Source organism: Pseudomonas sp. AC136 (assembly GCF_979258585.1).
This window is the reverse complement of record NZ_OZ409865.1, coordinates 409,810-423,671: the sequence shown is the minus strand read 5'-3', so window position 1 is coordinate 423,671 and position 13,862 is coordinate 409,810. Positions and strand designations below refer to the sequence as shown.

At 60.6% G+C, this 13,862-nt stretch carries 12 protein-coding genes and 1 pseudogene; 10 read left to right on the top strand and 3 right to left on the bottom strand.

Annotation, left to right across the window (positions count from 1 at the left end; all coding sequences use genetic code 11):
• Positions 1–3: 3 nt before the first annotated feature.
• Positions 4–834, bottom strand: coding sequence for an undecaprenyl-diphosphate phosphatase (locus tag ACZZZU_RS01945; RefSeq protein WP_122495694.1), 831 nt, complete (start codon positions 832–834; stop codon positions 4–6).
• A 133-nt stretch (positions 835–967) separates the two neighbouring features.
• On the opposite strand from ACZZZU_RS01945, the pseudogene ACZZZU_RS01940 reads away from it, so the two are divergent.
• From ACZZZU_RS01940 to ACZZZU_RS01930, 3 genes and pseudogenes are all read left to right on the top strand, one after another.
• Positions 968–1,909, top strand: a pseudogene (locus ACZZZU_RS01940) (cache domain-containing protein); the annotation flags it as partial.
• Between the two features lie 27 nt (positions 1,910–1,936).
• Positions 1,937–2,767 carry a methyl-accepting chemotaxis protein gene (locus tag ACZZZU_RS01935; protein WP_463552088.1) on the top strand — a complete coding sequence of 277 codons (831 nt, stop codon included), beginning with the start codon at positions 1,937–1,939 and terminating at the stop codon, positions 2,765–2,767.
• 7 nt (positions 2,768–2,774) lie between these two features.
• Positions 2,775–3,389 (top strand): hypothetical protein, encoded by a 615-nt coding sequence (locus ACZZZU_RS01930; protein ID WP_108097644.1) that lies wholly within the window; start codon positions 2,775–2,777, stop codon positions 3,387–3,389.
• 183 nt (positions 3,390–3,572) lie between these two features.
• Here the strand turns inward: ACZZZU_RS01930 and ACZZZU_RS01925 are convergent, their stop codons facing one another.
• Positions 3,573–4,781 (bottom strand): ammonium transporter, encoded by a 1,209-nt coding sequence (locus ACZZZU_RS01925; protein ID WP_463549557.1) that lies wholly within the window; start codon positions 4,779–4,781, stop codon positions 3,573–3,575.
• Positions 4,782–5,167: 386 nt separating this feature from the next.
• Between ACZZZU_RS01925 and ACZZZU_RS01920 the strand changes: the two genes are divergently transcribed.
• The 7 genes from ACZZZU_RS01920 to ACZZZU_RS01890 all read left to right on the top strand — a co-directional run bounded on the left by ACZZZU_RS01920 (position 5,168) and on the right by ACZZZU_RS01890 (position 13,204).
• The gene (locus ACZZZU_RS01920) at positions 5,168–5,482 is read left to right on the top strand and encodes a DUF883 family protein (RefSeq protein ID WP_122495688.1); all 315 of its coding nucleotides are present in this window, start codon (positions 5,168–5,170) and stop codon (positions 5,480–5,482) included.
• 2 nt (positions 5,483–5,484) lie between these two features.
• Positions 5,485–5,883: a phage holin family protein gene (locus ACZZZU_RS01915; protein WP_463382867.1), complete on the top strand. Its 399-nt coding sequence runs from the start codon at positions 5,485–5,487 to the stop codon at positions 5,881–5,883.
• A complete protein-coding gene (locus ACZZZU_RS01910; RefSeq protein ID WP_463549556.1) occupies positions 5,880–6,188 on the top strand; it encodes a hypothetical protein in 309 nt (102 codons plus the stop codon). The genes ACZZZU_RS01915 and ACZZZU_RS01910 overlap by 4 nt, the downstream gene beginning before the upstream one ends.
• A gap of 131 nt (positions 6,189–6,319) precedes the next feature.
• Positions 6,320–7,483 carry an EAL domain-containing protein gene (locus ACZZZU_RS01905; RefSeq protein WP_122495683.1) on the top strand — a complete coding sequence of 388 codons (1,164 nt, stop codon included), beginning with the start codon at positions 6,320–6,322 and terminating at the stop codon, positions 7,481–7,483.
• Between the two features lie 160 nt (positions 7,484–7,643).
• A complete protein-coding gene (locus ACZZZU_RS01900; RefSeq protein ID WP_122495681.1) occupies positions 7,644–8,975 on the top strand; it encodes a deoxyguanosinetriphosphate triphosphohydrolase in 1,332 nt (443 codons plus the stop codon).
• Positions 8,976–9,009: 34 nt separating this feature from the next.
• The gene (locus ACZZZU_RS01895; RefSeq protein WP_122495679.1) at positions 9,010–10,107 is read left to right on the top strand and encodes an FUSC family protein; all 1,098 of its coding nucleotides are present in this window, start codon (positions 9,010–9,012) and stop codon (positions 10,105–10,107) included.
• Positions 10,108–10,249: 142 nt separating this feature from the next.
• Positions 10,250–13,204 (top strand): HD domain-containing phosphohydrolase, encoded by a 2,955-nt coding sequence (locus ACZZZU_RS01890; protein ID WP_463549555.1) that lies wholly within the window; start codon positions 10,250–10,252, stop codon positions 13,202–13,204.
• Positions 13,205–13,477: 273 nt separating this feature from the next.
• Here ACZZZU_RS01890 and ACZZZU_RS01885 read toward each other — a convergent pair whose 3' ends face one another.
• Positions 13,478–13,825, bottom strand: a complete 348-nt coding sequence (locus ACZZZU_RS01885; protein ID WP_122453126.1) for a YggL family protein — start codon at positions 13,823–13,825, stop codon at positions 13,478–13,480.
• Positions 13,826–13,862: the final 37 nt, after the last annotated feature.

Here is a 13,862-nt window from a genome sequence, read left to right as displayed (position 1 = left end):
GGCTTACGGCTGAGCCGCGGTCCAGTCGATCAGGCCGAACTGCCAGGTCGCCAGAATCAGCAAGCCGAAGGCAATGCGGTACCAGGCGAACAGCGCATAGCTGTGGTTGGCGATGAACTTCAACAAGCCGCGCACGGCGATCATGGCGAAGATAAACGCGGTGACGAAGCCGATGGCAAACACCGGCAAATCACTTTGCTGGAACAGATCGCGGTACTTGTAGCCCGAATACACCGCCGCGCCGACCATGGTCGGCATCGCCAGAAAGAAGGAAAACTCAGTAGCCGTTTTGCGCGAGAGGCCGAACAGCAGGCCGCCAATAATCGTGGCGCCGGACCGCGAGGTGCCGGGAATCATCGCAAGGCACTGGGCAAAGCCGACCTTCAAGGCATCTTTCCAGGTCATTTCATCGACCGTTTCGGCGTGCACCACATGCTGGCGGCGCTCGGCCCACAGCATGATCACACCGCCAATCACCAGCGCGGCCGCCACAGTGATGGGGTTGAAGAGATAGTGGTGAATCAGGTCGGCGAAGATCACGCCCAGGATCACCGCCGGGAAGAAGGCAATCAGCAAGTTGCCGGTAAATCGCTGCGCCTGACGGTCTTTAGGCAGCCCCAGCACCACGTCAAAGATCTTTTTACGGAATTCCCAGACCACCGCCAAAATGGCGCCGAGCTGAATAATGATGTTGAACGCCATGGCCCGTTCGCCGCCGAAATTCAGCAGGTCGGCGACGATAATCTGGTGCCCGGTACTGGAAATCGGCAGGAACTCGGTAAGCCCCTCAACAATCCCCAAAATCAACGCCTGCGCAGCGCTCCAAAGATCCATGCAACTTCCCCCATCGGCAGTGCCCCGCACCGCCCTCAAAATGTTGTCGACAAAAAAAGTGTCGGACGAAAAAACCACGCCCCAGCAAAAGGCGTCAGCGCCCGGGCAAACCCCCTGCCCTGTCGACTGAAAAATGCCCTGCAAGCGCTTGGGAATGCCACTTTGGCGCCGAAATGTAGCAGACAACTCCTACCGATGCTGCTGCCTTTACCTACATTTCCCCTGTACTGTTGCAAAGCCATCACCAGCGCCTACTTTCAAGGCAGCACAACAACAAAAACGGTTGGAGTTCCGCACCATGCAAACCTTGCGCAAACTACCGATTCATCGTCGGCTTTGGCTCATTCTCGCTGTCGCGTTGGTCATGCTGGTCAGCCTTGGCCTGTTGATGCTCAAGCAGATCAACCACGACCTGCACTCGGCCAAGGTTCAAAAGACCCAACATGTTGTGCAAAGTGCCACCGGCGTACTGACTTATTTTTACGGCCTGGAAACCGCCGGCACGCTGACGCGCGAGCAGGCGCAGAAACAGGCGATGGAAGCCGTGCGTGGCTTGCGCTACGCCAAAAATGATTATTTCTGGATCAATGATCTGGGTCCGAAAATGATCATGCATCCCACCAACCCGAAACTCGAAGGGCAAGACCTCAGCGCCCTGAAAGACCCCGACGGCAAATTCCTCTTCAACGAGATGGTCGCCATCGCCAAGGCCAAAGGCTCGGGCATGGTCGAATACCGTTGGCCGAAGCCCGGCGCCAGTGAGCCCGTGCCGAAAATCTCCTATGTGCAGCTGTTCCAGCCGTGGAACTGGATTGTCGGTTCCGGCGTGTACAGCGACGACATGCAGGCCGAATTCCGCGAACAGGCCATGAGCGCCTCGATGCTGGGCTTGGGCATCGCCATCATCATGGCGCTGGTGGTGCTGTACATCAGCCGCAGCATTACCCGACCGCTCAACGAAGTGGTCAGCGCCATGGCCAACATCGCCAGCGGCGAAGGCGACCTGACCCGCTCGCTGACCAGCGATGGCGACGACGAACTGGCTGACCTGGCCAAGCACTTCAATACCTTCACCAACAAACTGCGCACCGTGATCAGCCAAATGCTGCAAGCCGCGACGGCACTCAACCAGTCCGCCGACACCCTGGGCAGCGTCGCCACGCAATCGCAACAAGATGCGCAACAACAAGCCATGCAAATGGAACAAGTGGCCACCGCCATCAACGAGGTCACCTATGGCGTGCAGGATGTGGCCAAGAATGCCGAGCAAGCTTCCGGCGAAGTGCAAGGCGCCGAGGCCAATGCCCAGCAAGGCCAGGCCAACATCGAGCGCAGCCTGCAACAGGTGAACAAACTCTCCGGCACCATTAATGAAGCCGTGGAAGTGATCCAGTCCTTAGCCCAGGAAACAACCCAGATCGGCGGCGTTCTGGAAGTGATACGCTCCATCGCCGAACAAACCAACCTGCTCGCCCTTAACGCCGCCATCGAAGCCGCGCGGGCCGGTGAACAGGGTCGGGGGTTCGCGGTAGTTGCCGATGAAGTTCGCTTACTGGCCCAACGCACGCAGAAGTCGACGGCCGAAATCCAAGGGATGATCGAGCGCCTGCAAAGCAACTCGCAGGCGGCGGTAAACGTCATCAACGAAAGCAGCAAAGCCTCGCAACTGACCGTCGACCAAGCGCGCCAGGCCGGGGAAAGCCTTAACCAGATCAGCCAGTCGTTACGCAACCTGACCAGCCTGAACGCCTCGATCGCCAGTGCTACGTTGCAACAGGCGCATGTGGTTGAAGACATCAATCAGAACGTCACCGACGCCGCCAGCCTGGCCCACAACACGGCAATGGCCGCCGAGCAATCGAGCAGCGCCAGCCAACACCTGAATCAACTGGCCGATGAGTTGAACCGGCTACTGCGCCAATTCCGCGTATGAGGACTGCATGACCAGCATGGAACACCAGGAGATCAACCTCCAACAGCCGGAAAACCAGGACCTGATCTGGGATATGGAAAGCATGGCCCGGCGTGAGCTGGCCGAGCGTTTTATCCGGCTGTTCGAGAACCGCTTCTGCGTGTATTCCGAATCGGTGCGCCAGCTCTACACCAACTACACCCTGCACTTCCCCACCGACCTGGGGCGCAAAATGGTGGTGCTGCCCAATGCCTACGCCTTCCACGACACCCTGCACGGCATCGACGCCGCTGCCGTGCGCAAAACCGGGTTGTGTGTATTGCCAGGCGTATTGGTCGGCAAACCGGGGCTGCTGCTGAGCACGGAAATGAAAGACGACGGCAGCACGCCGAAAACCATGCCGTTCAAACCGGCGCTGGCGCAGATCATCAACAGCCAAAAGAAACTCGGCGATGTGTTCCTGCCGATCATGATGAAAGGCGACCTGCGCGAGTTCGACCAGCAAATGCCCTACATCCACCTGCACCGCTTGCAAGTGAACAAGCTCACCCACCTGTCCACCTTCGAGCGCGACGACATCCACCAAACCATCACCCGCAAGATGCTGATGCTGTATCGGCAGGCGGATAGTTTGGTGTGTTGAGGAGCACGATCAACAACCGCGCCCCCACGCGCCCGAGCCCGTCACCCCGGCCACCTGCGTAACCCCGACGCCCCCGTAACTCCCGACACCCGTCACCCCCGCGAAGGCGGGGGTCCAGAATTTCGACTCGGCCGACGATCTTCGTTCCAGTCGAGGGCCGAAGAATCGAACGAAAAGCGTCTTTCAGTCCTGACTCACCGCCCCAATCTTGTGAATCGACAAATCCGCCCCGTAATACTCGTCTTCCTGATTCAAGCGAATCCCACTGGTGGCCTTCAACACGCCGTACACCAGCAAACCACCCAGCAGCGCCACCACTACGCCGAGCCCGGTGCCGATTAGCTGGCTGATAAGGCTGACACCACCCAGCCCGCCAAGCATCTGCTGACCAAAAATGCCGCAAGCGATGCCGCCCCATACGCCGCATAAGCCGTGCAGCGGCCATACCCCGAGCACATCGTCGATGCGCCACTTCACTTGGGTGGCGGTAAACGCCCAAACGAATAAAGCCCCGGCCACCAAGCCGGTTACCAGCGCGCCCACCGGGTGCATCAGGTCCGAGCCCGCGCAGATCGCCACCAGCCCGGCAAGCGGGCCGTTGTGCAGGAAGCCTGGGTCATTGCGGCCGACAAACAGCGCCGCCACGGTGCCGCCGACCATGGCCATCAGCGAGTTCACCGCCACCAGGCCGCTGACGCCCTCCATGGTTTGCGCGCTCATGACGTTAAAGCCGAACCAGCCGACGATGAGAATCCACGAGCCCAACGCCAGAAACGGAATGTTGGACGGCGCGAACGCCACCAACTTGCCGTCGCGATAGCGCCCGTTACGGCTGCCCAGCAACAGCACCGCACCCAGGGCCAGCCAACCGCCCATGGCGTGAACCACCACGGAGCCTGCGAAGTCGTGGAAGCTGGCGCCAAAGCGCTCGGCCAGCCACGCCTGGAAGCCGAAATTGCCGTTCCAGATCAGCCCTTCGAAGAACGGGTAGATAAACGCCACAATCAGCAAGGTCGCGCACAGCTGCGGGCCGAACTTGGCGCGCTCGGCAATGCCGCCGGAAATAATCGCCGGAATGGCGGCGGCGAAGGTCAGCAGGAAAAAGAACTTTACCAAGGCGTAGCCGTGGTCGGCGGTCAGCTGGCCTGTCGGCACCATAAAGGTCACGCCGTACGCCACCCAGTAGCCAACGAAGAAGTACGCCAGCGCCGACATGGCAAAGTCGGAGATGATCTTCGACAAGGCGTTCACTTGGTTCTTTTGCCGGACTGTGCCAACTTCCAGAAACGCGAAGCCGGCATGCATGGCCAGCACCATGACGGCGCCAAGCAGAATGAACACCGTGTTGGAACCGTGAATCAGGGTTTGCACGGCGCTGTTGAGGTTTTCCATCGATGAGGCGACTCCGGCAGCGAAAAAGCACCAAAGCGGCTCACGCACCACCCGCACGCACCATGATGACGCCACAGCGCACCAGTTCTGCTCAACCGAGCGAACCGATTTAGAACCAGGGAAACGGGCAGATAACGTGAGCGATCAGTTCTTTTCTTTATTTTTCATTCGGTTGAGCAACACTGTTGCCACCTGGGTTAACGCAGAAAATGCGCGATTACGGCGCAATTGCTGGGCGTTGCGCACCAGCACAATGCAAGCGCTATACCAGCTACATGGGCCTGCCAGCGAGCGCGCGGGCGCCGTTATTAGATGGAACCATCCATCGGAGCGGCAACTCGAAACCCAAAGACCTACACTCACCGACCCCACCACGGAGAACCACTATGGTTAGCAAGGCCAATGAACGTGCTCAGGAAGAGCTTGTCGCCGAATTCCAAGCCCTGATCGCAGACACCGAGAAGCTGCTCGAACACACCGCCAGCCTGGCCGGCGCCGAGGCAGACGAATTGCGCTTGAGCATTCACGACAGCCTCAAGCGCGCCCGTGACACCCTGCAACTCACCGAGTACACCGTGCGTGAGCGTGCCGAAGAAGCGTTGGCTTCGACCGAAGCCTACGTTCAGCAAAACCCTTGGCAGGCCGTCGGCATCAGCGCTGGCATCGGCTTTTTGCTCGGCCTGCTGGCTACTCGTCGCTGATCATGAGTGACGGAATGGAATCCCTACCCCCACCTCCGCTGCAAGGCGTCGGCCCCTCGCCCAAGCGATTGGGCGCGGCGTTTCTCGGCTTGCTGCACAGCCACGTTGAGTTGTTCGGCATTGAGCTGCAAGAGCAGAAAAGTCGCAGCCTGAACATGCTGCTGTTCGCCGGCTTGGCCTTGGTTTTCGCCCTGCTGCTGTTGCTGGGGTTGTCGGCGCTTGTGCTGATTTTGGTGTGGGACAGCTACCGTCTCACGGGCATTATCGGTTTGTGTGCGTTCTACGCCTTGGCAGCGCTGTTTTGTGGTTTGCGCCTGCGCGCGGCAGTCACCGATGAATCGTCCCCTTTCAGCGCCACGCTCGAAGAGCTGGCCCGTGACCGTGAGCGCCTGATGCCATGAACCCTGCCAAACCTACCCGCCAGGAATTGCGCAAACAGCTGATTCGTTTGCGCATGGAAATGCACCGCCACGAACTGCGCCATGAAACCCAGCAACTGCTGCACCCGCTGCGCAAAATGCGCGGTACGGCGAGCAGTTGGCAAAGCAGCCTCAGCACCAGCCGTGCGCCGTTGTGGGGCATGGCCGGGGTTTCGTTGCTGGGCTTTTTCGGCGGCAAAAGCAAAAAACTCAGCCGTTGGCTGAAAATCGGCTTGGGCCTTTATCCGCTGGTTGCCGTTGCGCTGAAGAACCGCAAACAGGTCTAATCCGGCCCATGTAGGGCGCTGTCCTACAACTGGCCACTTTCTTGCAAACGCAACGTGATGAACAGCAACGGCGCTGTTCATCGCCTTGCCGTGTGCGGGCTGAACTGCCAACCGCTACTAAGGATGTGACTGTGATCGACGGGCAACCGCTTGCCTGCTTCCAGCCGTTTATAGATACCGCCACCGGGCGTATCGCCGGTATCGAAGCGCTGGGCCGCCTGCAGCAAGACGACGGCCGCCTGGCGTCGGTAGGGCCTTTATTCGCTGACCCCAAATTCCCCATGGCCGCCCTGCGCCGCCTCGACCGTGAAATTCGTGCCGACGCCCTGCAGCGCTTCCATGGCGCCCCGGCTGACTGGTTTCTCAGCATTAATATTTCGCCGCGCTGGATTGGCCGCCTGCGCCCGAACCAACCGTTGCCCAGCTTGAAGCAACTGGAAAAATACGGCGTCTCCCCCGAGCGCATCGTCTTTGAAATTACTGAGCTCGGCGGCGGCAGTTTGCGGTTGCCAGAAGTGGTGGCGCGCTACCGCGAAGCGGGCGCACGTATTGCCATCGACGACTTCGGCGCTGGCTACTCGCAGCTCGACCGCGTGCTCGCCTTGCAGCCCGACATTCTCAAGCTCGACATGCGCCTGTTCCAGGAAGCCGCACGCGGCGGACCGAGCAGTGAAGTGGTCAAAGCCCTAGCGCAAATGGCGGAAAAAACCGGCTGCTGGATCATCGCCGAAGGCGTGGAAACCGAAGCCGAACTGGACTTCGCCCTCGAATGCGGGTCGCGCTATGTGCAGGGTTACCTGTTCGCCAAACCCGAGCGTGAGTTCTTTCCCGCCGACGCCTTCGTCGAGCGCTTCGCCGAGCTGCGCAACCGTTATGTGCGCAATAAACTGTCGGAGCGCGCGCGCCTGGTTTCCCTGCGTCAGCAGCTCAGCGGCTTGATGAACAGCTTCAAGACCTGGGCCGAAGCCGACGCCCCCTTGAGCGCCCTGCCCGCACCCACCGACTACCCCTGGCTGCTGCGGGTTTACCAATGCGACCCCAACGGCACCCAGCTCACGCCGAACCTGGAATGGACCGGCACTGGCTGGCGCGAAGACGGACGCTACCTCGGACATAACTGGTCATGGCGCCCTTACTTCTATCAATTGCTGGCCGAAGGCTGGGATGAACGTCGGCTGATTCTTTCATCCACCTACCGCGACGCTACGAGCAACCAGTACTGCCTCACCGCCGGGCAATTTATCGACAACGGGCAACGGTTGTTGCTGTTGGATATTGATGTGGCGGGTTTGTAAAAAACTCGAGGCTAAAGCCTCTCCCACAGTAAAACGTCATGCCCCTGTAGGAGAGGCTTCAGCCTCGAGCTCTTCAACTCAAGACCTCAATCACCCTTGCAGCCAACCCCCGGAACCGGGAAGCTAGGCGCCATCAGCCACTGAACGGCGAGGACAGGCCTTGGACTGGCACACACTGCTCAACCGCGAACGACTCGGCAAACCCACTTACAGCGCCACCGAGTTGGGTCGCAGCCCCTTTCACAAAGACCACGACCGCATCATCTTCTCCGGCGCCTTTCGCCGGCTGGGCCGCAAAACCCAGGTGCACCCCGTGTCGAGCAACGACCACATACACACCCGCCTGACCCACTCGCTGGAAGTCAGCTGCGTGGGCCGTTCGCTGGGTATGCGCGTGGGTGAAATGCTGCGCGATGCCCTGCCGGATTGGTGCGAACCGAACGACCTGGGCATGATCGTGCAGTCGGCGTGCCTGGCCCACGACATCGGCAATCCGCCGTACGGCCACTCCGGTGAAGATGCCATTCGGCATTGGTTCCAGCAGGCCGCCGGGCGAGGCTGGCTTGATGGCATGAGCGAGGTTGAACGCCAGGACTTCCTGCATTTCGAAGGCAACGCCCAAGGTTTTCGTGTGCTAACCCAACTGGAATACCACCAGTTCGACGGCGGTACTCGGTTGACCTACGCCACCCTCGGCACCTACCTCAAATACCCTTGGACCTCGACGCACGCCGAAGCGCTGGGCTACAAAAAGCACAAGTTCGGTTGCTACCGCAGCGAGTTGCCGTTGCTGGAGCAAATCGCCGCCAAGCTCGGCTTGCCGCAGCTGGAACACGAGCGTTGGGCGCGCCATCCGCTGGTGTATCTGATGGAAGCGGCCGACGACATTTGTTACGGCCTGATCGACCTGGAAGATGGCCTGGAAATGGAGCTGCTTGATTACCCCGAAGTGGAATCGGTGTTGCTTGGCCTGGTCGGCGACGACCTGCCGGAAACCTATCGCCTGCTCGGTCCGCATGACTCGCAGCGGCGCAAGCTGGCGATTCTGCGCGGTAAGGCCATCGAACACCTGACCAACGCCGCCGCCCAGGCTTTCGTCGAACAGCAAGACGCCCTGCTCGCCGGCACGTTGCACGGCGACTTGGTGGAACACATGCACGGCGCCGCCAAGCGCTGCGTGCTCGGGGCGAAAAACATGGCGCGGGAGAAAATTTTCCAGGACAAGCGCAAAACCCTGCACGAGATCGGCGCGTACACCACGTTGGAAATTCTGCTGAACAATTTCTGCGGTGCGGCCCTCGAACTGCACAGCGGCGAGAGCCTGTCGTTTAAAAACCAACGCATTCTCGACCTGCTGGGTTACAACGCGCCCAAGGCGGACTGGACGCTGCATCGCTCGTTCCTGCGCATGATCGACTTCATCGCCGGCATGACCGACAGCTATGCCACCGAAATGGCAGCGGAAATGACCGGGCGCTCCAGCCCGGTGTAATGGGAATGTTGAACGCTCTGGAATAGAAACGCTTATGCCCACGCTCTTGCGGCAACTGTTCAGTTGGCAATCCGGCCCGCCCGCCTGGGGCCCCGCCATGGTGGCGATGCTCGGCTGCGCGTTGCCGCTGATTCTTGGCTTGTTCAGTGGCCACCCTGGTTTTCTGTGGGCCGCCGTCGGCGCCTTCCAGGCGGCCAAGGCCAACCCGCTGCACCGCTTTGGCATGTTGCGCATGTTGCTGCTGATCGGCCTCGGCGCGTGGAGTGCGGGCCTGGGGTTTTGGGGCGCGGATCACCCCTTTATCAGCCTCGGGTTGTTTGCCCTGTTCGGTTTCTTGCTGGCCTGGCTGCAACGCTTCGGCGCCGAGGCTGGCAAGCTCGGTATTGGGTTGGCCATCTGCCTGTGCCTGGGCCAAGGCCAGCACGGGGTCGGCAACCTGACCAATCCCTACGCCGTCGGCATGCTGTTTATTCTTGGCGGGCTTTGGGTGACCTTGCTGGCCTTCGCCCTGCGTGGCGTGCATGGCCTGCGCATGTGGCCGCGGATGCCGCGCCTGGTCGGCATTCTGAAAGTGCTGCGCCGCCACGCCAAACGTCAACCGCGCCGCCAATGGCTGCTGCACGCCTTCAGTTGCACCCTGGCGTTCGCTCTGGCCGGGCTGACCGTTGAACTGGCCGATCTGCCGCGCGGCTACTGGTTGACCATCACCGTTATCGCCACCTTGCAGCTCGAATTCCAGGGCAGCCTGGTGCGCGCGCTGCAGGCGAGCCTGGCCAGCTTTTGCGCCGCGTCGCTGCTAATTTACTTTGGCCACAGCCTGCAAAGCCCGCCGGTGATGGTGGCGGTGATGCTGCCCTTAATTGCCATGAGTCGCGCCTTCCAGGCCCATCACTATGGGCTGTTCGTGCTGCAAACCACGCTGTGTTTCCTGCTGCTCACTGAAAGCCTTTCCCATGACTGGCACCTGGGTCAGGTGCGGGTGCTCAACACCTTGACCGGCGTGGCAATCGCCCTGTCTGTGGCGTTGCTGATGCATTGGGTTCGGCATTACCTGAACCAATACCTCAACCGCCGTCAGAGCAACCAGCCGGAGCCCGCGCCCGTTACGGTCACACCCTCTTCGCAAGAGTGACGCACGCACGCTTTTGCCCCGGCAGAAAAGCCATCCGTTCACTATGCTTGCCTCTTGCTTCGGTACGGGGTTGAGCGCAGCGATGCCCGCGAACAATCGGAGCAAGAGATTTCCCACTGCGCTGTTCAAGGAGTGATGCGCAATGAGCAAGTCCCGCCGCGTGGAACGCCGCTACTCGCTGCACGTGCACATCAGTGTGCTGTTTACTTTTCTGCTGCTGATCACCGGCATCGTGCTGGGCCTTTTCAACTACCGGCAAACCACGCAAATCATCTACTCCAGCAGCGCCGAGTTGTTCAGTCGGATTCAGGAAGACGTCCAGCACGACCTGCTCAATACCTACCAGCCGATTCGCCACCTCCTCAGCCTGCTTGCCCTGCAAGAGCAAAACCACGGCACCGACCACTTTCAGCGCATGGCGCTGCTGCCCTCGTTTGCACAAGCGCTGCGCGACAACCCGAAACTGGCCTCGCTGTTTCTCGGCTACGACGACGGCGATTTCTTCATGGTGCGCCCGCTGCGCACGCAAGCCTTGAAAGACAAATTCGACGCGCCACAAAACGCCGCGTACCAGGTGTGGTCCATCGATCGCGTGGGCGAATCCGCGCAGACCGAGCGGGCGCAATCGGAGTCGGCGTATTACGACGCCGAGCTGAACCTGATCAGTCGCCGGCAAAACCTCAAAGAACGCTACGACCCGCGCAACCGCAGCTGGTTTGCCAGTGCGTTGAGCCGCAAAGAGCAGATCACCACGGCCCCTTACGTGTTCTTCTCCACTGGCAATGTCGGCACCACCCTGGCGCGTGCCACGGGCGAACATGCGGTGATTGCCGCAGATCTAACGCTGGATGATTTGTCCGCCACGCTGGCCAAACACAAAATCACGCCCTCCACCGAAGTGGTGCTGTACGACGGCAACGGCAATGCCATCGCTTACCCCGACAGCAGCCGCCTGATCGTGCAAAGCGAAAAAGCCCAGTTGGCCAAAGCCCGCGACCTGAATCCGGTGCTGGCCGCCCTGCTGGACCGCGACCCGAACGTCGCCCTGCGTGGCATCCGCTTGGACCAGCGCGACTGGGTGGTCTCGCGCAGCCATTTGATCGAAGGCGGGCCGCAAGGCTTGGAGCTGGCGTTGGTGGTGCCCAAAGACGAATTGCTCGCCGATGCCTACCGTATTCGCTGGCAAGGCGCGCTGGTGACGCTGGCCATTTTGCTGCTGTGCCTGCCGTTGGGCTGGCTCAGCTCGCGGCTGATCATTCGCCCATTGCGCGACCTGGTGCGCGAAGCCGAAGCCATCCGCCGCTTCGACTTCAGCCAACCCAGCAGCGGCCATTCGCCGATTCTGGAAATCGACCAACTCGCCACCTCCATGGCGCGCATGAAAGAAACCATCGCCAGCTTTCTGAGCATCACCTCCAGCCTCTCCGCCGAAACCCGTTTCGATACGCTGCTGGCACGTGTGTTGGAAGAAACCGTAGAAATCAGCGGCGCCCAGGGCGGGCTGATTTATTTGATCGACGCCGACAATGGCAGCCTAGAGGCCAAGGGTCTGATCCTGGACAAACAGACCCGCGAGCTGGAGCCATTTCATCTGGCCAGCTACCCGGCCGCCGCCGACGACCTACCCGATTGGCTCGATGGCCCGGCCAACGGCGGCGCCAGTAGCACGCGCAGCCTAGGCTTCGATCAAGCCGGCGCGTTGCGCGACATCTTCCTGAAACTGGACAGCCCACGGCTGCACTTGGCCGCCACGGGTTTGCACAACCGCCAAGGCCAGACGCTCGGCGTATTGGTGCTGTTGCAGCGCGACCCCGGCCACGCCGACGACCAAGCCATGCTGCGGCCCGAGCGCATTGCCTTTGTCGAAGCGGTGTCTGGCGTAGCGGCGCTGTGCATTGAAAGTCAGCGCCTGTTGGAAAGTCAGAAAAAACTGCTGAATGCGTTTATTCAGTTGATTGCCGGCGCCATCGACGCCAAGAGCCCGTACACCGGCGGCCACTGCCAACGCGTGCCGGAGCTGACACTGATGCTCGCCCGCGCTGCCGCCAACAGCGACGAGCCAGCCTTTGCCGCCTACCAACCCACCGACGAGCAGTGGGAAGAACTTCACATCGCCGCCTGGCTGCACGACTGCGGCAAAGTCACCACGCCGGAATACGTGGTGGATAAAGCCACCAAACTGGAAACCCTGTACGACCGCATCCACGAAATTCGCACCCGTTTCGAAGTGCTCAAGCGCGACGCCTGGATCAGCTATTGGCAAGGCGTGGCCGGTGGCGGCGATGAAGCGCAACTGGCGGCATTGCGCGATGACCTGCTCGCCGCGCTGGACGACGAATTCGCCTTTGTCGCGCGCTGCAACCTGGGCGGTGAAGCGATGGCCGAGGCGGACCTGGAGCGCCTGGCACAGATCGGTATGCGCACCTGGACGCGCACCCTGGACGACCGCCTGGGCGTGTCGTGGGAAGAAAATCAGCGCCAGAGCCGCACCCCGGCACCCGTCCTGCCAATCAGCGAACCCTTGCTGGCCGACAAACCCGAGCACCTGTTCGAGCGCGGGCCCAAAGACAGCGTGCCGGTGGACAACCCGTGGGGCTTCAAACTTAACGAGCCCACCTACAAATTCAATCGCGGCGAGCTGTACAACCTTGGCATCGCGCGCGGCACGCTGACGGCTGAAGAGCGCTACATCATCAACAACCACATGGTGCAGACCATCATGATGCTCAGCCATTTGCCGTTCCCGCCGCACCTGGCCAACGTCACCGAAATCGCCGGCGGACACCACGAAAAAATGGACGGCACCGGCTACCCAAAACGCCTGCGCCGCGACGACATGAGCCTGCCGGCGCGGATGATGGCAATTGCCGATATTTTCGAAGCGCTGACGGCCGTGGACCGCCCATACAAACGCGGCAAAACCTTGTCGCAGGCCCTGGGCATCATGGTCGGCATGGCCAACGGCGCGCACATCGACACCGACTTATTCGCCCTGTTCGTGCGCAGTGGTTTGCACCTGGAATACGCCCAGCGCTTTTTGCAGCCTGAGCAGATCGATGACGTGGATGTGGACGCGTTGCTGGCAAAGGTGGGGTAAACGCCACCGCCGACGAGCGACTGTAGGAGCGACTTTAGTCGCGATCCCTGGAAACCCCGATTCCAAACAACAGCCGCGATACAGGCGCTCTTGTAGGAGCGAGCTTGCTCGCGAAAGCGGTTAACACGGTTCAAGGCGGCATCGGCGTTTCCAGGAAATCGCGACTAAAGTCGCTCCCACAGTAAGGATGCGGTGGCTCGGGGACGCGAAACACGAAAACAACAAAGGGGCCCGAAGGCCCCTTTGTTTTACATCCGCTTAAACCGTAACGGCTTAGGCGTGCTCGGCGTTGATTTCGTTCTCTGGGTACCAGACGTCGATCAACGGGCTGGCGGTGTAGTCGGTGACTTCACTGCGGCCCTTGAGCCAGGCTTCAACGGCGGCGCGTTGTTCTTCGCTGACCGAACCGCGTTTGGCCAGGCAAACCAGACCGTAGTCTTCGCCGCCAACATAGCCCAGGCCGTTGTCTTTCATGGCCACACGCAGGAATTCGTCGAGGAAAGCGTCGATGTCCGCTTCGCTCAGGTCCGCTTTGAGGTTCAGGTTCAGCTCGAAGCCGAGCTCCTGGAATTCATCTACGCAGAGTTTTTTGCGCAGGCGGCGGGAACGGTTAGTAGCCATGGAACAATCCTCAAAAGTGATAACGCGCGGCACTTTA

What these genes read in the sequence shown, in the direction of transcription:
- ACZZZU_RS01945 (WP_122495694.1), bottom strand. Translation starts at nt 834, where the DNA reads ATGGATCTTTGGAGCGCTGCGCAGGCGTTGATTTTGGGGATTGTTGAG.
- ACZZZU_RS01935 (WP_463552088.1), top strand. Translation starts at nt 1,937, where the DNA reads ATGCTGCAAGCCGCGACGGCACTCAACCAGTCCGCCGACACCCTGGGC.
- ACZZZU_RS01930 (WP_108097644.1), top strand. Translation starts at nt 2,775, where the DNA reads ATGACCAGCATGGAACACCAGGAGATCAACCTCCAACAGCCGGAAAAC.
- ACZZZU_RS01925 (WP_463549557.1), bottom strand. Translation starts at nt 4,781, where the DNA reads ATGGAAAACCTCAACAGCGCCGTGCAAACCCTGATTCACGGTTCCAAC.
- ACZZZU_RS01920 (WP_122495688.1), top strand. Translation starts at nt 5,168, where the DNA reads ATGGTTAGCAAGGCCAATGAACGTGCTCAGGAAGAGCTTGTCGCCGAA.
- ACZZZU_RS01915 (WP_463382867.1), top strand. Translation starts at nt 5,485, where the DNA reads ATGAGTGACGGAATGGAATCCCTACCCCCACCTCCGCTGCAAGGCGTC.
- ACZZZU_RS01910 (WP_463549556.1), top strand. Translation starts at nt 5,880, where the DNA reads ATGAACCCTGCCAAACCTACCCGCCAGGAATTGCGCAAACAGCTGATT.
- ACZZZU_RS01895 (WP_122495679.1), top strand. Translation starts at nt 9,010, where the DNA reads ATGCCCACGCTCTTGCGGCAACTGTTCAGTTGGCAATCCGGCCCGCCC.
- ACZZZU_RS01890 (WP_463549555.1), top strand. Translation starts at nt 10,250, where the DNA reads ATGAGCAAGTCCCGCCGCGTGGAACGCCGCTACTCGCTGCACGTGCAC.
- ACZZZU_RS01885 (WP_122453126.1), bottom strand. Translation starts at nt 13,825, where the DNA reads ATGGCTACTAACCGTTCCCGCCGCCTGCGCAAAAAACTCTGCGTAGAT.